The sequence below is a fragment of the Cupriavidus sp. SIMBA_020 genome, assembly GCF_046535395.1.
GTDB lineage: Bacteria > Pseudomonadota > Gammaproteobacteria > Burkholderiales > Burkholderiaceae > Cupriavidus > Cupriavidus campinensis.
The window spans coordinates 339616-358699 of sequence record NZ_JAWRWU010000001.1 but is presented as its reverse complement, the minus strand read 5'-3'; the positions used below and the strand labels follow the sequence as shown (position 1 = coordinate 358699).

Here is a 19084-nt window from a genome sequence, read left to right as displayed (position 1 = left end):
CGCGCCGTTCAGTCGAGTTTCAGCGTGGCCACGACGGGTGTGTGGTCCGACGGCTGCTCCCAGCGGCGCGGCTCCTTGTCGATGCCACAAGTCGTGCAGGCCGCCGCCAGCGTGGGAGACAGCAGGATATGGTCGATGCGCAGGCCCGCGTTGCGGCGGAAGCCCATCATCCGGTAGTCCCACCAGGAGAACATCTTCTCCGGTTGTTCGAACAGGCGGAACGAATCGACGAGGCCCATCGCGATCAGCGCCTTGAAGGCGTCGCGTTCCTGGGGCGAGACCAGGTTCTGGCCCTCCCACTTGGCAGGATCGTGCACGTCGCGGTCTTCCGGGGCGATGTTGAAATCGCCGAGCAGCGCCAGCTTGGGGTAGCGCGTCATTTCCTCGCGCAGCCAGCGGGTGATGGCCTGGAGCCAGTCGAGCTTGTAGACGAACTTGTCCGAATCGAGCGCCTGGCCGTTCGGGAAGTAGGCGCTGATCAGGCGCACATCGCCGTAGGTGGCGGCCACCACGCGCTGCTGGGCGTCCTCGTAGCCGGGGATGTTGCGCACCACGTCTGCGGCCACCGGCATGGTGCCGTCGCGGGCGACGATCGCCACGCCGTTGTAGGTCTTCTGGCCCGTGTAGACGCTATGGAAGCCGGCCGCCTCGAGTTCGGCCAGCGGGTACTTGTCGTCGGGCAGCTTGAGTTCCTGGAGGCAGAGCGCGTCGATGGGCGTGCCGGCGGCGTCCTGCGCGGCGAGCCATTGCAGCACCTGTGGCAGGCGCACCTTGAGGGAATTGACGTTCCAGCTGGCGATTCTCATCGTTGTTCGGTGTGGAGTGTTCTTATTAGAGGGAGAGGACTCAGCCACCCAGCAGGTCGCCCTGGTCGAGGATGGCGTAGGCGATTTCCGGATGGGCGTCCATGCTGCGGCGGATTGCGGCGGGAATATTCTGGCGGGTCTTGCGGCACAGGCCCGGGCGGTCGGCCAGTTCGATGCGGAAGCCGCGCGTCGTGCGGACTTCGTTCGCGCTCGGCGTGATGGTCACCTCGATGCCCAGCAATTCGGCCATCCGGGCTTCCATGCGCCGCAGTTCCTCTAGCGAGGCCACCTGCTCCAGCCGTGCCACGAGCTTCTTTTCTTCCTGTAGCGTCAACCGCAGGATGCGATGGTCGGCCTGGGGGTCGTCCAGCAAGACCTCCCGGTTGCAGACGCAAGCGCCCGGCGGACATTCCTGACGAATCGGGAAAGGAAAGTCCATGGCCGGGCGCCTGGTCAGCGAAGCGGGATGGAGGTGTGACGATTACGCCGCCATGCCTCCGTGGCGCAGCAGCGCGTCGATCTGCGGCGCGCGGCCACGGAAGGCCACGAACGATTCCATCGCCGGACGGCTGCCGCCCACCGACAGGATCTCGCGCCGATACCGCTCACCAGTTGCCGAATCGAGCACGCTGCCGGACAGCTGCCCGGCTTCCTCGAACGCGGCGTAGACGTCGGCGGACAGCACCTCGGCCCACTTGTAGCTGTAGTAGCCGGCCGCGTAGCCGCCCGCGAAGATGTGGCTGAACGTGTTCGGCCAGCGCGACAGCGGCGACTGCGGCACCACGTGCTTGCTGTCGTTGATCTTGCGCGACAGCTCCAGTACCGAGGTCTGGCCCTGCGGGTCATAGTCGGTGTGCAAGTGCATGTCGAACGACGAGTAGACGATCTGGCGCAGCGTCATCATGCCGTTCTGGAAGTTCTTGGCCGCCAGCATCTTGTCGAACAGTGCGCGCGGCAGCGGGGCGCCGGTCTCGACGTGGGCGGTCATTTTCGACAGCACCTCGTATTCCCAGCAGAAGTTCTCCATGAACTGCGACGGCAGTTCTACCGCATCCCACTCCACGCCGTTGATGCCGGATACGCCGAGGTCGCCCACCTGCGTCAGCATGTGGTGCAGGCCATGGCCGAACTCGTGGAACAGCGTGATGACTTCGTCGTGCGTGAACAGCGCCGGCTTGCCGCCCACGGGCGCCGTGAAATTGCAGGTCAGGTAGGCCACCGGGGTTTGCACGGTGCCGTTGTCGCGCTCCTTGCGGCCACGCGCGTCGTCCATCCAGGCGCCGCCACGCTTGCCTTCGCGTGCGTAGAGGTCGATGTAGAACTGGGCGAGCAGCGCGCCCTGCGGCGACACCACGCGGAAGAAGCGCACGTCCTTGTGCCAGGTCTGGGCCTCGTCGGGGCGGATGCTGACCGAGAACAGCTTCTCGACCACGCCGAACAGCCCTTCGAGCACCTTCGGCTCCTGGAAATACTGCTTCACTTCGTCGTCCGAGAACGAATAGCGCTGCTGGCGCAGCTTCTCGGAGGCGTAGGCCACGTCCCACGGCTTCAGTTCGGCCAGCCCCAGCTCGGCTGCGGAGAACTGGCGCAGCTCGTCCCAGTCGCGCTCGGCGTAGGGGCGGGCCTTGACGGCCAGTTCGTCGAGGAACTTGAGCACGTCCGCAGGGGACTCGGCCATCTTCGGCACGAGCGAGACCTCGCCGTAGTTGTTGTAGCCAAGCATCTGCGCTTCCTCGCGGCGCAGCGTCAGCTGCTCGCGCATGTTGGCGGTGTTGTCCCAGTCGGCCTGGCCGCTGCCGTACTGTGCACCCAGTTCGGAGGCGCGCGTCACGCTCGCTTCGTACATGGTCTGGCGCAGCGCGCGGTCATCGGCGTATTGCAGCACCGGGTAGTAGGACGGGAAGTGCAGCGTGAACTTCCAGCCGGCCTTTTCATCCTTCTGCGCGGCGATCGCGGCGGCTTCCTTCGCATCGGCGGGAATGCCGGCCAGGCGCGACTCGTCTTCTATATAGAGGGCGTAGGCGTTGGTGGCGTCGAGCACGTGGTCCGAGAAGGCCTTGGAAAGCTGGGCCTGCTGCTCCTGGATCTCGGCGAAGCGGGGCTTGCGGTCTTCGGGCAGCTCAGCGCCGCCGAGGCGGAAGCCGCGCAGCTCGTTTTCGAGCAGTTGCTTGCGCGCAGGCGTCAGGCCCGCGAACTCGGGGCCGGTGGCCACGGCCTTGTACTTCTCGAACAGCGCGAGGTTCTGGCCCAGCGACGACCAGAATTCGGTCATGCGGGGCAGGTTGTCGGTGTGGACCTTGCGCAGCTCGGGCGTGTCCGCCACGGCGCTCAGGTGGCCCACCACGCCCCAGGCGCGGCCGAGCGGCTCGGTGGCGGCCTCGAGGGCTTCCACTGCGCTGGTCCAGGTGGCCGGGGTGGCCGGGTCTTCGGCGCGGGCCACGCCGGCCTGTGCGTCGGCCAGCAGCACGTCCAGCGCCGGGCTGATGTGCTCGGGACGAATCTCGGCAAAGCGGGGCAGGTCGGTAAAGTCGAGCAGGGGATTGGTAGCGCGGTCGTTGTTCACGGTCATGGCGGTTCTCGGTTGGCGAGCCTCGGTCTTTATACGTTCACACGTGCAAAGATGAGGCGTCTGCGCGGAAATTTCCAGTTCGACTTTCCTATCGGGCCGATTGGGGGCCGATTAGGACCCGGCGGCCAGCGGACTACAGGCCGGCTTCGCGCTCGGCGGCTTCGAGGGTGTTGATCAGCAGCATCGTGATCGTCATCGGCCCCACGCCGCCCGGCACCGGGGTGATGTGGCCGGCCACTTCGCGCACGCCGGCGAAGTCCACGTCGCCGCACAGCTTGCCGGCGTCGTCACGGTTCATGCCGACGTCGATGACCACTGCGCCCGGCTTGACCATATCGGCGGTGATGATGTTGCGGCGGCCTACGGCAGCCACGATCACGTCGGCCTCGCGCGTATGGGCGGCCAGGTCACGCGTCTTGCTGTTGCAGATTGTCACGGTTGCGCCGGCCTGCAGCAGCAGCATGGCCATCGGCTTGCCGACAATGTTCGAGGCGCCCACTACCACGGCACGCGCGCCGCGCAGCGGGTACTGGATCGATTCCAGCATCTTCATGCACCCATAGGGCGTGCACGGGCGAAACAGCGGGGCGCCGGTCATCAGCGCGCCGGCGTTGGCCACGTGGAAGCCATCGACGTCCTTTTCCGGGGCGATGGCTTCGAGCACCTTGTGGCTGTCGATGTGCTTCGGCAGCGGCAGCTGCACCAGGATGCCGTGGATCTTGGGGTCGTTGTTCAGGGCGTCGATGCGCGCCAGCAGGTCGGCTTCGGACAGATCGACCGGATAGCGGTCCAGCGACGAATGGAAACCGTTGTCCTCGCAAGCCTTGACCTTGTTGCGCACATAGACCTGGCTGGCGGAATCCTCGCCCACAAGCACCACGGCGAGGCCGGGCTGGTGACCCTTCTCGGTCAGGCGGGCGGCGCGCTGGGCGGCTTCGGTACGGATTTGTTTGGCAAGGGCGTTGCCGTCGATCAGTTGGGCGGGCATGGGATTCTGCGGGAGAGGCTGGGAAGTCGGGGCAGGCGGCGCGCGCGTGGCGGCGGCGTCGCGGACAAAGCCGGATTATAAGGGTTTGGCGCCCATCGGCGGGCAGTTGGCGCGGTGCAAGCTGCTCGGACGGGACAGTTTGTGGCACACCCAGTTCGGCATGATTGTGCTGTTTGCATTACTTTTTCCGCCAACCTCCTGATCGACGATCCATAAAAAAACGGCGCCTTTGCGCCGTTTTTTCCCCGTCCATCCAGCCGATCAGCTGTTGCGCGACAGGGCCAGTCGCAGCAGATCCGCCACGGTGTTCACGTTGAGCTTTTCCATGATGTTGGCGCGGTGCGCCTCCACCGTCTTGATGGAAATGCCCAGGTCGTCGGCGATCTGCTTGTTCAGCCGGCCGGCCACGATGCGCTCCAGCACCTGCTGCTCGCGCGTGGTCAGCTTGCCCAGCAGGTCCTTGGCGGCGCGCTGCTCGCGGGCGGCGGAATGGTCGGTGCGGGCCTTCTGGAGCATGCGCTCCACCAGCGCGCGCAGCTCGGATTCGTCGAACGGCTTCTCGATGAAGTCGATCGCGCCGCGCTTCATCGTGGACACCGCCATCGGCACGTCGCCGTGGCCGGTGATGAACACGATGGGAATGTCGATGTGCTCGGCCAGCATGCGTTCCTGCAGTTCCGGGCCGCTCATGCCGGGCATGCGCACGTCCAGGATCAGGCACGATACCTGGCCGGCATCGTAGGCGGACAGGAACTGCTCGGCGCTGTTGAAGCTGCGCACCTGGTAGCCATTGCCCTCCAGCAGCCAGGTCAGCGAGTCGCGCATGGCTTCATCGTCATCGACGATGAACACGGTCTCGCCACGATGCGGAGTGGGACTGGGCGTTGCGGTCATGAAGTCTCCTGGGGCAAATTCGTTAACGACCAAGTCGTTTGCAACTAAGTGTAACCGCCTCGCGGCATGCGCAACACTACCCGGTCGAGTGGCAGATCTGCGGCGACCCACCCAAGCCCCGCGGCGGAGGGTCTCATCGCGTCTGTCTCACCGGGGTGCCCGGGCTATTGCTCGGGGAGCGCAGGCTGCAGCGGCAACGTGATTTTAAACGTACAGCCGATCCCGTCCACATTGTTTTCCACCCAGAGCCGGCCCTGGTGGGATTCAATGATCGAGCGGCAGATATTCAGGCCCATGCCCATGCCGTCGGACTTGGTGCTGAAGAATGGCTCGAACAGCCGTTCCTTGGTGGCTTCGTCCACGCCCGGGCCCTGGTCGATCACGTCGATGCAGACGCACTGGCCGAATTCCACCGGCTCGATGCGCGCGTGCAGGCGCACCACGCCGGCGGCGCGCATGGCGGGCAGCCCGGCCATGGCTTCCACGGCGTTCTTGAGCAGGTTCACCAGCACCTGTTCGATCAGCACCGGGTCCACATACAGCAGCAGCGGCGGGGCGGGCAGGCGGGTGAGAATGGTCACGCGGCGGCGCGTGGCTTCCAGGTCGGCCAGGCCCACGGCGTCTGCCACGATGTCATGGAGGGACGCCTCGCGCCGCTGCGGCTGGCTGCGCTTCACGAAGCCCCGGATGCGACTGATGATGGTGCCCGCCCGCACGGCCTGCGCCGACGTCTTCTCGAGCACCGGAATCAGGTCTTCCGGCGTGCTGCGCCCCGAATGGAGCCGCGCCACGGCGCCCATGCAGTAATTGTTGATGGCCGCCAGCGGCTGGTTCAGCTCGTGCGCCAGCGACGACGCCATCTCGCCCATGGTGGTCAGCCGGCTGGTGAACTGGAGCCGTTCCTCGTGCTGGCGCGCCATTTCCTCGGCGGCCTTGCGCACCGTGATGTCGGTGGCGATCTGCATCTGCGCCAGGTGGCCGTCCACCCACTGGATATAGCGGCGGCGCACTTCGAACCATTTCTGCATGTCCGGCACGAAGACCTCGCGCGCATCGGACGCATACGGCATCAGCTCCGAGGCCGGCAGGCCGGCGTAGGCATCGACATAGTCGGTGTTGTCGCTCGACATCTGCTCGCGGTCGAAGTCGTCGCCGGCGAGTTTCAGGTGCCCCTCGGCCTCCCAGCCGAACAGCTGCCGGTAGTAGCGGTTGGCGAACAGCAGCTCGGCCTTGTCAGTGGCCAGCACGGACACGGCGGCGTCCAGGCTTTCCAGCACGGTCGTGAAGCGGTCGTGCGCGGCGGCCAGTTCCTCGCGGGCGCGCTTGGGCTCGGTGATGTCCGTCATCGAACTCATCCAGCCCGTATGGCGGCCCCGGCCGTCCACCAGCGGCGAGACGTACATCCGTGCGAAGAAGCTGCTGCCGTCGCGGCGCATCACGCGCATCTCGTAGCCGGTGGCGGGGGACTTGCCCTGCAGCGTCAGGTCGATCTGCTTCTGCATCTCCTGCTGGTCGTTGGGCGGCCAGTAGGGGAACGGCGGCACGCGGCCGACCAGGGCGCCCTCGGTCCAGCCCGTCATGCGGCAGAAGGCGGGGTTCACATACGTGATGCGGCCGTTCAGGTCGAGCGCGCGCAGGCCGATCAGCATCGAGTTTTCCATCGCCCGGCGGAACGAGGTCTCGGCCAGCAGGGCGCGCTGCGCCTCGGAGCGGCGGCTGGTGTGCCGCCACATGCTCCACAGGCTCCAGAGCAGGAAGCAGGACAGGCCCACCACCAGCCACAGCAGCATGTTGTTAGGCAGGTTCGACGGCGGCGGGTAGGCATCCGCGCGCAGCGAAAGCGAATGCCCGGGTGGATCAAGCAGCACTTCGTAGGACAGCGCATTGCCCGGCACGGGCCGCAGCGACGTGCTCGCGCGCGTCTGGTTGTTCTTGTCGATCAGCGAGAAGCGGTAGCGCTCCGTCAACTCGGGCGGCAGCAGGTGGGTCAGGATGCCGTTGATCGAATAGAGCGCGCCGAGGGTGCCGAGGAACTCGTTGTCCCGCACGATCGGCACTTCCATCAGCATGAAGCTGTCGCCGCGCTCGTTCATCAGCGGGCGGGAGTAGACCACGCGCTGGGTCTCGCGGGCGGCGTCGAAGGTGTCGAGGACTTCCGGCTCCAGCGGATGGTCGACGGTCTCCCGCAACCGGCCGGCAAACTCCGACGTGGACGGCAGCGACCAGCGGCCGCGCCGCGTGGCATCGAGCCAGTTCACAAAGACGATTTCCGGGTTCTCTCGCAAGATTTCCTGCGCGGCCGTGCGATAGGCTCCCTGGTCGAGCTGCGCGGCGGCGATGTCGCGCGCCAGCGAGGCCAGCTGGTCCTGGTTGCTCAGCAGCGAGAGCCGCACGCGCTGCTGCGCCCAGGCGGCGTCGCGGTACAGGGCGTCGCGCTGCTGCTGGCGCTCCGTCTCATGCAGCGACCACAGGATGACGCCCATCGCCACGGTGAAGAGCACAATGGCCACGAGCGGGATGAACATGAACCAGCTCGTCGCCACGAGGTTGCGCCAGCGCAGCCACCAGAGCCGGCGCGGCGCGGCGGCGAAGGGGCCGTCGGCTTCGTGGGCGTCGGCGCCATCGTGCGCTACGTCGTCATGGGGATCGCCGTCGCGTCCGGCGTGGGCCGCGTGCTGGGCGGCGTGGTGCGCGGCGGCAGACGCTTCCACCGTGGCCGGGGTCGCGGCCCCGGAGGGATTGGGGGGAAGCATGGCCGTGCGCAGGCCGGAGAGGAGTCGTTGGAAGAACTGCATAAGGGATTGACGGCTGACCGGCCAGTGTATAGGGATTATTGCGGTGCGTCGCTTGGGGAAAGCGCCTATGCGGCACCTGCTCAAGTTTGCGCGGATCGTGCCCCGGGCAGGGCTGGCGAGGAAGCGGCGTCCGATCAATGCGCGGGCGACATCGGCCTGCGGCGCGCGCGCTCTGGTGCACCGCCGCAATATTTCACATTATAAGAAACGAATCCGTAATCTGAAAATTTCGCTTGTCAGCCTCTGCTGTGCTTCCATAGAATCGCTTCGACCAGACAATGCGGGCGGATCTCGTGCGCTCGCCAGGAATTCACCAGGAGACAGTCTCATGTCAGCCGTACCAGAGCAGATTCTCGGCGCGAGCAGCGCCAACGACGCCGATCCCCAGGAAACGCATGAATGGCTGGATGCCCTGCAGGGCGTGCTGGCGGCCGAAGGTGCAGATCGCGCCGCTTTCCTGATTGAGAAGCAGATCGAATACGCACGGGTGAATGGCGTGACCCAGCCGTTCCACGCCGAGACGCAGTACATCAACACCATTCCGGTGGAGCAGCAGGCCCGCATTCCAGGCGACCAGGATATCGAGCACCGCATCCGCTCGTACACGCGCTGGAACGCGATGGCCATGGTGCTGCGCGCCAACAAGCACACCAACGTGGGCGGCCATATTTCGTCGTTCGCGTCGGCCGCCACGCTCTATGACGTGGGCTACAACCACTTCTGGCGCGCCCCGTCCGAGCAGAGCGGCGGCGACCTGGTCTTCGTGCAGGGCCACTCGGCGCCGGGCGTGTACTCGCGCGCCTTCCTGCTGGGCCGCCTGACCACCGAGCAGCTCGACAACTTCCGCCAGGAAGTGGACGGCAAGGGCATTTCGTCGTACCCCCACCCGTGGCTGATGCCGGACTTCTGGCAGTTCCCCACCGTGTCGATGGGCCTGGGCCCGATCATGGCGATCTACCAGGCGCGCTTCATGAAGTACCTGGACAGCCGCGGCCTGGCCAAGGCCGGCGACCGCAAGGTCTGGGCCTTCCTGGGCGACGGCGAGACCGACGAGCCGGAATCGCTCGGCGCGATCGGCATGGCCGGCCGCGAGAAGCTGGACAACCTCGTCTTCGTGATCAACTGCAACCTGCAGCGCCTGGACGGCCCGGTGCGCGGCAACGGCAAGATCATCCAGGAACTGGAATCGGAATTCCGCGGTTCGGGCTGGAACGTGATCAAGGTGGTCTGGGGCAGCCGCTGGGACCAGCTGCTGGCACGCGACACCAAGGGCCTGCTGATGAAACGCATGATGGAGTGCGTGGACGGCGAGTACCAGACCTTCAAGGCCAAGGACGGCGCCTACGTGCGCGAGTTCTTCTTCAACACGCCGGAACTGAAGGCCATGGTGGCCGACTGGTCCGACGACGACATCTGGCGCCTGAACCGTGGCGGCCATGACCCGCACAAGATCTACGCCGCCTACAAGGCCGCCAGCGAGCACAAGGGCCAGCCGACGCTGATCCTGGCCAAGACCATCAAGGGCTATGGCATGGGCGATGCCGGTCAGGCCATGAACGTGGCCCACCAGCAGAAGAAGATGCCGGTGGACGCGATCCGCAAGTTCCGCGACCAGTTCAACATCCCGGTGTCGGACGACAAGATCGAGGACGTGCCGTACCTGACCTTCGAGGATGGCTCGAAGGAACTCGAATACATGCGCGCCCGCCGCATGGAGCTGGGCGGCTACCTGCCCAGCCGCCGCCTGAAGGCGGAAGCGCTGCCGGTGCCCGAGCTGGCCGCGTTCGACGCGCTGCTCAAGGCCACGGGCGAAGGCCGCGAAGTCTCCACGACCATGGCCTTCGTGCGGATCCTGAACACGCTGCTCAAGGACAAGAAGATCGGCAAGCACGTGGTGCCCATCGTGCCCGACGAGTCGCGCACGTTCGGCATGGAAGGCCTGTTCCGCCAGGTCGGCATCTGGAACCAGGAAGGCCAGAAGTACGTGCCGCAGGATCACGACCAGCTGATGTTCTACAAGGAATCGCAGACTGGCCAGGTGCTGCAGGAAGGCATCAACGAAGCCGGCGCCATGTGCGACTGGATTGCCGCCGCCACGTCGTACTCGACGCACGGCGTGCAGATGATCCCGTTCTACATCTACTACTCGATGTTCGGCATCCAGCGTATCGGCGACCTGTGCTGGGCCGCTGCCGACATGCGCTCGCGCGGCTTCCTGCTGGGCGGCACCTCGGGCCGGACCACGCTGAACGGCGAGGGCCTGCAGCACGAGGACGGCCATTCGCACGTGTTCCACGCCGTGATCCCGAACTGCATCTCGTATGACCCGACGTTCCAGTACGAACTGGCCGTGATCATGCAGGACGGCATGCGCCGCATGTACGCCGAACAGGAAGATATCTATTACTACCTGACGGTGATGAACGAGAACTACGAGCATCCGGAAATGCCGGCTGGCGTGGAACGCGACATCGTCCAGGGCATGTACCAGTTCCGCAAGGGCGTGGAAAACAGCAACGCGCCGCGCGTGCAGCTGCTGGGTTCGGGCACGATCTTCCGCGAGGTGATCGCCGCCGCCGAGCTGCTCAAGAAGGACTGGGGCGTCGAGTCGGACCTGTGGAGCTGCCCGAGCTTCACCGAGCTGGCCCGCGAAGGCAATGCCGCCGAGCGCCACAACCTGCTGCACCCCACCGAGACGCCGCGCGAGTCGTTCGTCGCCCAGAAGCTCAAGGGCGTGCGCGGCCCGGTCATCGCCTCCACGGACTACATCCGCGCGTTCGCCGAGCAGATCCGTCCGTTCGTGCCGCGCCGCTATGTGGTGCTGGGCACCGACGGCTTCGGCCGCTCGGATACCCGCGAGAAGCTGCGCCACTTCTTCGAAGTGGATCGCCACTGGGTCACGCTGGCCGCGCTGAAGGCGCTGGCCGACGAAGGCGCGATCGGTCGTGAAAAGGTCGCCGAGGCGATCAAGAAGTACAACCTCGACCCGAGCAAGCCGAACCCGATGTCGGTCTGATTCCCGGACTTACACGCCTGAACCCCCCCGCAGTGCGGCACCCGCCGCGCCGCGGGCGCCCCCGGCTGGCCCGGCGGCGCCTTGCGGCGTGGCAACGTGACAGAAGCGTGAGGCGAGAGTAACCTCGCCGAGCGTTTGTCGTGTGTAGACGCGAGTGCCGGCTGCCCAGGAGAGACACTGAATGAGTCAAGCGATTGAAATCAAGGTGCCGGATATCGGCGACTACGACGCCGTACCCGTCATCGAAGTGCACGTGAAGCCGGGCGATACCATCAACGCGGAAGACGCGCTGGTGACGCTGGAGTCGGACAAGGCGACCATGGACGTGCCCAGCCCGCAGGCCGGCACCGTCAAGGAAGTCCGCATCAAGGTGGGCGACAACGTGGCCGAAGGCTCGGTGCTGGTGATGCTGGAACCGGCAGGTGCCGGCGCCGCCGCACTTGCCCCGGCCCCCGCTGCCGCGCCGGCCCCCGCTCCGGCGGCGGCTCCGGCCCCTGCACCCGCGCCCGCTCCCGCAGCGGCTCCGGCGCCCGCGCCGGCTGCTGGTGGCGGCGGTGGCGGTCTCGTGGAAGTCAAGGTGCCGGACATCGGCGACTACGACGCCGTGCCGGTGATCGACATCCACGTGAAGGTGGGCGACACGATCAACGCGGAAGACGCGCTGGTCACGCTGGAATCGGACAAGGCGACCATGGACGTGCCCAGCCCGCAGGCCGGCACCGTCAAGGAAATCAAGATCAAGGTCGGCGACAACGTGGCCGAAGGCACGCTGATCGTGGTGCTGGAAGCCGCCGGCGCTGCCGGCGCTGCTGCGGCCCCGGCCGCCGCCCCGGCACCGGCTCCGGCCGCTGCCGCGCCTGCTCCGGCGCCCGCTGCTGCTGCGGCCCCGGCTCCCGCCCCGGCAAACTCGGCACCCGCCCCGGCCGCCCAGGGCGTAACCGGCAAGGCCGCCCACGCCAGCCCGTCCGTGCGCAAGTTCGCGCGTGAACTGGGCGTGGACGTGTCGCGCGTACCCGGTACCGGTCCGAAGGGCCGTATCACGCAGGAAGACGTGCAGGGCTTCGTCAAGGGCGTGATGAGCGGCTCGACCGCCGCGCCGGCCGCAGCGGCTGCCGCTGGTGGCTCGGGCGTCGGCCTGGACCTGCTGCCGTGGCCGAAGGTGGACTTCACGCGCTTTGGCGAAGTGGAGAACAAGCCGCTTTCGCGCATCAAGAAGATCTCGGGCGCCAACCTGCATCGCAACTGGGTCATGATCCCGCACGTCACGAACTGCGACGAAGCGGATATCACCGACCTCGAAGCCTTCCGCGTGCAGCTGAACAAGGAAAACGAGAAGTCGGGCGTCAAGGTGACCATGCTGGCCTTCATGATCAAGGCCACTGTGGCGGCACTGAAGAAGTTCCCGAACTTCAATGCCTCGCTGGACGGCGACAACCTGGTGCTGAAGAAGTACTTCAACATCGGCTTCGCGGCGGACACCCCCAACGGCCTGGTCGTGCCGGTCATCAAGAACGCGGACCGCAAGGGCGTGCTCGAGATCAGCCAGGAAATGGGCGAACTCGCCAAGCTGGCCCGCGAAGGCAAGCTGAAGCCGGACCAGATGCAGGGCGGCTGCTTCTCGATCTCGTCGCTGGGCGGCCTGGGCGGCACCTACTTCACGCCGATCATCAACGCGCCGGAAGTGGCCATCATGGGCGTGTGCAAGTCGTACATGAAGCCGGTCTGGGACGGCAAGCAGTTCGCGCCGCGCCTGACGCTGCCGCTGTCGCTGTCGTGGGACCACCGCGTCATCGACGGCGCCGAGGCGGCCCGCTTCAACACGTACTTCGCCCAGCTGCTGGCGGACTTCCGCCGGATTCTGCTGTAAGCACGGCCCACGCGCGCGCCGGCGGCCTCGGTTGCCGGCGCGCGGGCCTGTACGAACTGCAAGGGGCGAGCCATGACGACGTGCGTAGTCGTAAGGAAGGGCGCCGAGGTGGCCATCGCGGCGGACGCGCTGGTCACGTTCGGCGACACGCGGCTGTCGCGTGCCTACGAGCGCAACCAGAAGGTGTTCCCGGTGGGCGAGAGCTTCGTCGCGCTGGCCGGCACCACCGCGCACTTTCCGGTGATGCGGGCGCTGCTGACGGGCATGGGCGACGAATGCCGGCTGCTGACCCGCGACGACGTGTTCCGAACCTTCCTCAAGGTGCATGAAAAGCTCAAGACCGAGTACTTCATCAACACCAAGGAAGACGAGGACGATCCGTACGAGTCGTCGCAGATCGTCTGCCTGATTGCCAATCCGGGCGGCATCTTCGGCGTCTATTCCTACCGCGAGGTGTTCGCGTTCGACCGGTTCTGGGGCATTGGCTCGGGGCGCAACTATGCGCTCGGGGCCATGCACGCGGTCTACGACCGGCCCGGCATCGGCGCCGGGGAGATCGCGCGGATCGGCGTGGACGCGGGCGTGGAGTTCGACAAGAGTTCGGCGGGTCCCATCGACGTGCATACCGTGCGGCTGCAGGCGCAGCCGGCACCCGCGCCGGTACCGGATGGTTCAAACGGTGCGAACGGCGCGGGTGGCGGGGCGGCAACCAACAACGACGGCGCGGCCTGAGCCCCAGGCGGGCAGGGCGCGCATCCCAGGAGGAAAAGCATGAGTGTGATCGAAGTCAAAGTGCCGGATATCGGCGATTTCGACGCGGTGGAAGTGATCGAAGTACTGGTCAAGGCCGGCGATACGGTTGAGGAAGAGCAGTCGCTGATCGTGCTGGAGTCCGACAAGGCCAGCATGGACGTGCCGTCGTCGTCGGCCGGCAAGATTGTGGACGTGAAGGTCAAGGTGGGCGACAAGGTGGCCAAGGGCACGGTGATCTGCACCGTGGAAGCCGGCGCTGCTGCTGCTGCCGCCCCTGCCCCCGCCCCTGCCCCCGCCCCGGCCGCTGCCCCCGCCCCGGCTGCCGCTGCCGCCCCGGCCGCCGCTGCACCGAAGGCCGCTCCGGCCCCGGCGCCGGCCGCCGCCACGCATGCCGGCAGCGCCGACATCCAGTGCGACATGCTCGTGCTCGGCGCCGGCCCCGGCGGCTACTCGGCCGCGTTCCGCTCAGCGGATCTCGGCATGAACACCGTGCTGGTGGAACGCTACGGCTCGCTCGGCGGCGTCTGCCTGAACGTGGGTTGCATCCCGTCGAAGGCGCTGCTGCACAACGCGGCCGTGATCGACGAAGCCAAGGCGTTGGCCGCGCACGGCATCCTGTTCGGCGAAGCCAAGATCGACCTGGATGGCCTGCGCCACTACAAGGAAACCGTGGTCGGCAAGCTGACCGGCGGTCTGGCCGGCATGGCCCGCGCGCGCAAGGTGCAGGTGGTGCGCGGCATCGGCACGTTCCTGGACCCGCATCATCTTGAGGTGCAGGAAACCGAAGGTGACGCCAAGGCCACGACCGGCAAGAAGACGGTGATCCGCTTCGAGAAGGCGATCATCGCCGCCGGCAGCCAGGCCGTGAAGCTGCCGTTCGTGCCCGAGGACCCGCGCATCGTCGATTCGACCGGCGCGCTGGAGCTGCCGGACATCCCCAACAAGATGCTGGTGATTGGCGGCGGCATCATCGGGCTGGAAATGGCCACGGTGTACAGCACGCTCGGCGCGCGCATCGACGTGGTGGAAATGCTCGACGGCCTGATGCAGGGCGCGGACCGCGACCTCGTCAAGGTCTGGGACAAGATGAACAAGCAGCGTTTCGACAACGTGATGCTGAAGACCAAGACGGTGGGCGTGGAAGCCAAGCCGGACGGCATCTACGTGAAGTTCGAGGGCGAGGCCGCGCCGGCCGAGCCCCAGCGCTACGACCTGGTGCTGGTGTCGGTCGGCCGTGTGCCGAACGGCAAGAAGATTGGCGCCGAGAAGGCGGGCGTGACGGTGACCGACCGCGGCTTTATCGAGGTGGACAACCAGCTGCGCACGAACGTGCCGCATATCTTCGCCATCGGCGACATCGTCGGCCAGCCGATGCTGGCGCACAAGGCAGTGCATGAGGCACACGTGGCAGCCGAGGCCGCGCACGGCGAGAAGGCTTACTTCGACGTCAAGCAGATCCCGTCGGTGGCCTACACCGATCCGGAAGTGGCCTGGGCCGGCCTGACCGAGGAGCAGTGCAAGGCGCAGGGCATCAAGTACGGCAAGGGCACCTTCCCTTGGGCCGCCTCGGGCCGCGCCATCGCCAATGGCCGCGACGAGGGCTTCACCAAGCTGATTTTCGACGAGGAGACGCACCGGATCATCGGCGGCGGCATCGTCGGCACCCATGCGGGCGACCTGATCAGCGAAGTGTGCCTGGCCATCGAGATGGGCGCTGATGCCGTGGATATCGGCAAAACGATCCACCCGCACCCGACGCTGGGCGAGTCGATCGGCATGGCAGCCGAGATCTACGAAGGCGTCTGCACGGACGTGCCGCCGCCGCGCAAGCGCTAAGCTTCGGCCGCAACGAGAAAGCCCGCCATCCCGGCGGGTTTTCTTTTGGATTGATATTTCGCAATTAACCGCCAAGCGGAGCCAGCGGGCGCCGGCCGCGAGCGGGCAGGGCGAACAGCGGCGGGGCTGTCCATCCGGCGTGGCGATTCCGGGGCCGATCTCCTAGCATCGTTGGGTGAACACGATGCGGAAGACACACCTGCTTGCCGCCGTGCTGTGCCTGGTGCTCCTGCCCGGCGCAGCCTGGTCGCAATTTGACGAACCGGGCAGCAAGCCGTCGATGGGCCAGCCGGGCAAGGACGTGATCTGGATCCCGACGCCCCAACCGCTGGTGAACCAGATGCTCGACATGGCGAAGCTGACGCCCGAGGATCGGCTCGTCGATCTGGGCTCCGGGGATGGCCGCCTGGTCATTACTGCTGCCAAGCGCGGCGCCACCGCGCGCGGCATCGAGTTCAACAATGAACTGGTCGAACTGTCCCGGCGCACTGCCCGGGCCGAAGGCGTGGCCGGCCGCGCCACCTTCGAGCACGCGGACATCTTCAAGTCGGATTTTTCCGATGCCACGGTCGTCACGCTGTTCCTGCTGCCGAGCGTGAACCTGCGTCTTCGCCCCACGTTGCTCGGCTTGCGGCCTGGCACGCGAATCGTCTCGAATTCGTTCGATATGGCGGACTGGCGGCCGGATGAGTACGTGCCGAGCGTCGAGGCCTGCCGGGGACCGTGCGGCGTCTACCTGTGGCTGGTGCCGGCCAGGGTGGCAGGGATCTGGGCGATGGGGAACAAGCTGCTGGTGCTGTCGCAGACGTTCCAGAAGCTGGAAGGCGTGATGCGCGAAGGCGAGCGGTCGACGCCGGTATGGGACGGCCGCGTGCGCGGCACGGAGATCGTCTTCACGATCGATGACGAGCGCTACGTCGGCCACGTGGATGGCCGCGAGATGCAGGGCGCCATCGAGGGTGGCGAGCCGTGGCGCGCCACGTTCCTCAAGCCGTAGCGCAATATCTCGGGACGAAAAAAACCCGGCCCCTCATCAGAGGGGCCGGGTTCTTGCCGACCCGGCGCCGTGGCCGGAGCCGGTGCGCGGGGCGGGCGAGGGCGCTACCGCTCAGGCGGTGGCAGCCGGCTTCTTGGTAGCCGTGCGGGCCGTGGCCGAGGCTTGCTGAGCAGCCTTGGTTGCGGCGGTGGCGGCGGCCTGGAAGTTGGTTTCGGCCATTTCCACGGCTTGCTTCGTGGCCTTCTGGACCGACTCGTACGCGTTGTTGGCGGCCGAGATGGCCGACTTCACGATGGCGACGGTCGATTCCGAACCGGCCGGGGCGTTCTTGGCGAAGTTCTCGACGAGCGCTTGCACGTTCTTCGTGCCTTCGGCCAGTTGGGCTTCGGCCACCTTGGTGAACTCGCTCTGCGTTTCCGAGGCGATTTCATACAGGTGACGCGAGTACGCCAGGGTCTTTTCGGCAACCGGCTGCACCAGCGAAGCCTGGATGGCCAGCAGTTCCTGGGCATCCTTGGCGGACAGGGCCTTCTTGGCGTTGTCGACGTTTTCGGCAAAGGTCGCCTTGACCACTTGCATGTTCAGTTCGACAAGCTTTTCAACGCCTTCGAATGCTTTGGTGGTCAGACCGAACAGGGTTTCCAGGTTGGCTTTTTGTGCGGCTGCAACTTGTTCCGGGGTCAGGATCATTGCTGGTCTCCAGTGGTGAACTTCAAGGTCAAGCAAAATAGAAATTAATCCGCCCGAATGTCAAAGCCATGAACGCAATGTCCTGGCCAGCCCGAGCGATGTATTGGTGTGCGGTCGAACCGGGCTTGTTAAAAAGCTTTGATGCGCCGCAACAATTCCTATTCTAAGGGCAGAAAAAAGCCTGTCAAGCGGTTTTGTTGCACTGCACAAGAAATAGCAGACATTGAGCAGACATATGCGTCGTAATGACCACGTAAGGGGCGCCGGGCAAGGGTTTATCCCGATGCGACTGCCATGATGCAACGCGGGGAAGGTCTGCTGTTTGATACGTTTTCACGCAATGCGGAACGCGGTGCTACCATCGCAGACTGCCCGGTCGATAAATGGTCACGCACCGTCACTTCCCGGGAATTTCCCGCCCGATCCCCCCGATCCGCCCCGATGCAAGCTTTCTACGCCGACCACTTCGTCCTGCCGCTGCCGCCCGGCCATCGCTTCCCGATGCGCAAGTACAGCATGCTGCGAGACGCGGTGGTGCGTGAAGTGCCGGGCCTGACCCTGCACGAGGCGCCCCGCGCCGACGACGCGGCGCTGGCACTGGCCCATACCGCCGACTACATCGCCGATGTGTCTTCCGGCCGGCTCGATGCCGCCCGACAGCGCGAGATCGGCTTCCCGTGGTCGCACGAGATGGTGGAGCGCTCGCGGCGCTCGGCCGGCGCGACGATGGCCGCCTGCCGTACGGCGATGACGGAAGGGATCGCGGTCAACCTCGCCGGCGGCACCCATCATGCCTATGCCGACAAGGGCGGCGGCTTCTGCGTGTTCAACGATGCCGCCATCGCCGCGCGCCAGATGCAGCGCGAAGGGCGCGTGCGCCGCGTGGCTGTGATCGACCTCGACGTGCATCAGGGCAACGGCACGGCGTCGATCCTGCGCGACGACCCCAGCGTGTTCACGCTGTCGCTCCATGGCGAGAAGAACTATCCGTTCCGGAAGGAGGCGAGTGACCTCGACGTCGGCCTGCCGGACGGCTGCGATGACGATACCTACGCGGCGGCGCTGGCTGGCGCGCTGGATACGCTCTACGCACGCTTCGATCCCGAACTGCTGATTTACCTCGCCGGCGCCGATCCCCATGAGGGCGACCGCCTGGGCCGGCTGCGCCTGACGCTGGCCGGCCTGGCCCGACGCGACACGCTGGTGTTCGAATCCGCCCTCGCACGGCGCCTGCCGATGGCCGTGGCCATGGCCGGCGGCTACGGCAACCAGATCGAGGACACCGTGGCCGTGCACACCCAGACCGTGCGGCTGGCCGCGCGCCACCACCAGCGCTACGGCGCCGGGGCGACCGCCGCTGCGGCGGCAGCTTATTGAGATCGCAACACATCACAACAAAAACGCCGATGCCGATGAAGCCACAACCGGACACCCGCAGCGCCTACGCGCATTTCCAGCCAATCACCACGCGCTGGATGGACAACGATGTCTATGGCCACGTGAACAACGTTGTTTACTACAGTTACTTCGATACCGTCGTGAACACCTACCTGATCCGGGCGGGCGTGCTGGACATCGAGGCGGGCGAGACCATCGGGCTGGTGATCGAGACGCAATGCAACTATTTCTCGTCGCTCTCGTTCCCGGACACCGTCGTGGCCGGTCTGCGCGTGGCCCGACTGGGCAACTCGAGCGTGCGCTACGAGGTGGGCCTGTTCCGCAACGACGACGAGGTGGCTGCCGCGCAGGGCCATTTCGTCCATGTCTATGTGGATCGTGCAACACGCCGCCCCGCAGCGCTGCCGCCCGCATTGCGTCTGGCGCTGACACCGCTGGTGCGGCCAAGTGCAGAGTGATCAATAACACACAATAA

Annotated in this window: 14 protein-coding genes; 7 read left to right on the top strand and 7 right to left on the bottom strand. The window is 66.2% G+C overall.

Features of this window, described 5'->3' with window-relative positions:
• Positions 1–8: 8 nt before the first annotated feature.
• From xth to SB751_RS01590, 6 genes are all read right to left on the bottom strand, one after another.
• Positions 9–806 carry an exodeoxyribonuclease III gene (xth, locus tag SB751_RS01615; protein WP_144195834.1) on the bottom strand — a complete coding sequence of 266 codons (798 nt, stop codon included), beginning with the start codon at positions 804–806 and terminating at the stop codon, positions 9–11.
• Positions 807–846: 40 nt separating this feature from the next.
• Positions 847–1245, bottom strand: a complete 399-nt coding sequence (locus tag SB751_RS01610; protein WP_144195833.1) for a hypothetical protein — start codon at positions 1243–1245, stop codon at positions 847–849.
• A gap of 42 nt (positions 1246–1287) precedes the next feature.
• Complete coding sequence (locus SB751_RS01605) at positions 1288–3375, bottom strand: M3 family metallopeptidase (RefSeq protein ID WP_211942947.1); 2088 nt, start codon at positions 3373–3375, stop codon at positions 1288–1290.
• Between the two features lie 133 nt (positions 3376–3508).
• Entirely contained in the window at positions 3509–4363 is an 855-nt protein-coding gene (gene folD, locus SB751_RS01600) for a bifunctional methylenetetrahydrofolate dehydrogenase/methenyltetrahydrofolate cyclohydrolase FolD (RefSeq protein WP_144195829.1), read from the bottom strand.
• A 261-nt stretch (positions 4364–4624) separates the two neighbouring features.
• A complete protein-coding gene (locus tag SB751_RS01595) occupies positions 4625–5257 on the bottom strand; it encodes a response regulator transcription factor (protein WP_092292841.1) in 633 nt (210 codons plus the stop codon).
• 164 nt (positions 5258–5421) lie between these two features.
• Positions 5422–8010, bottom strand: a complete 2589-nt coding sequence (locus SB751_RS01590) for a PAS domain S-box protein (RefSeq protein WP_410747742.1) — start codon at positions 8008–8010, stop codon at positions 5422–5424.
• Between the two features lie 370 nt (positions 8011–8380).
• Between SB751_RS01590 and aceE the strand changes: the two genes are divergently transcribed.
• From aceE to SB751_RS01565, 5 genes are all read left to right on the top strand, one after another.
• Entirely contained in the window at positions 8381–11068 is a 2688-nt protein-coding gene (gene aceE, locus SB751_RS01585; RefSeq protein WP_144195825.1) for a pyruvate dehydrogenase (acetyl-transferring), homodimeric type, read from the top strand.
• 181 nt (positions 11069–11249) lie between these two features.
• Positions 11250–12935 (top strand): dihydrolipoyllysine-residue acetyltransferase, encoded by a 1686-nt coding sequence (gene aceF / locus SB751_RS01580; protein ID WP_144195823.1) that lies wholly within the window; start codon positions 11250–11252, stop codon positions 12933–12935.
• A gap of 72 nt (positions 12936–13007) precedes the next feature.
• Positions 13008–13667 carry an MFS transporter gene (locus SB751_RS01575; RefSeq protein WP_211944309.1) on the top strand — a complete coding sequence of 220 codons (660 nt, stop codon included), beginning with the start codon at positions 13008–13010 and terminating at the stop codon, positions 13665–13667.
• Positions 13668–13706: 39 nt separating this feature from the next.
• Entirely contained in the window at positions 13707–15524 is a 1818-nt protein-coding gene (lpdA, locus tag SB751_RS01570) for a dihydrolipoyl dehydrogenase (RefSeq protein WP_410747741.1), read from the top strand.
• Between the two features lie 184 nt (positions 15525–15708).
• Positions 15709–16521, top strand: a complete 813-nt coding sequence (locus tag SB751_RS01565) for an SAM-dependent methyltransferase (protein WP_410747740.1) — start codon at positions 15709–15711, stop codon at positions 16519–16521.
• Between the two features lie 111 nt (positions 16522–16632).
• Here SB751_RS01565 and phaP1 read toward each other — a convergent pair whose 3' ends face one another.
• Positions 16633–17211: a TIGR01841 family phasin PhaP1 gene (gene phaP1, locus SB751_RS01560; RefSeq protein ID WP_144195815.1), complete on the bottom strand. Its 579-nt coding sequence runs from the start codon at positions 17209–17211 to the stop codon at positions 16633–16635.
• Positions 17212–17652: 441 nt separating this feature from the next.
• Here phaP1 and SB751_RS01555 point away from each other — a divergent pair, with 441 nt between their 5' ends.
• Together SB751_RS01555 and SB751_RS01550 are read left to right on the top strand one after the other, a co-directional pair.
• Positions 17653–18588 carry a histone deacetylase gene (locus SB751_RS01555; RefSeq protein ID WP_144195813.1) on the top strand — a complete coding sequence of 312 codons (936 nt, stop codon included), beginning with the start codon at positions 17653–17655 and terminating at the stop codon, positions 18586–18588.
• Positions 18589–18623: 35 nt separating this feature from the next.
• Positions 18624–19067: an acyl-CoA thioesterase gene (locus tag SB751_RS01550; protein ID WP_144195811.1), complete on the top strand. Its 444-nt coding sequence runs from the start codon at positions 18624–18626 to the stop codon at positions 19065–19067.
• Positions 19068–19084 lie beyond the last annotated feature (17 nt).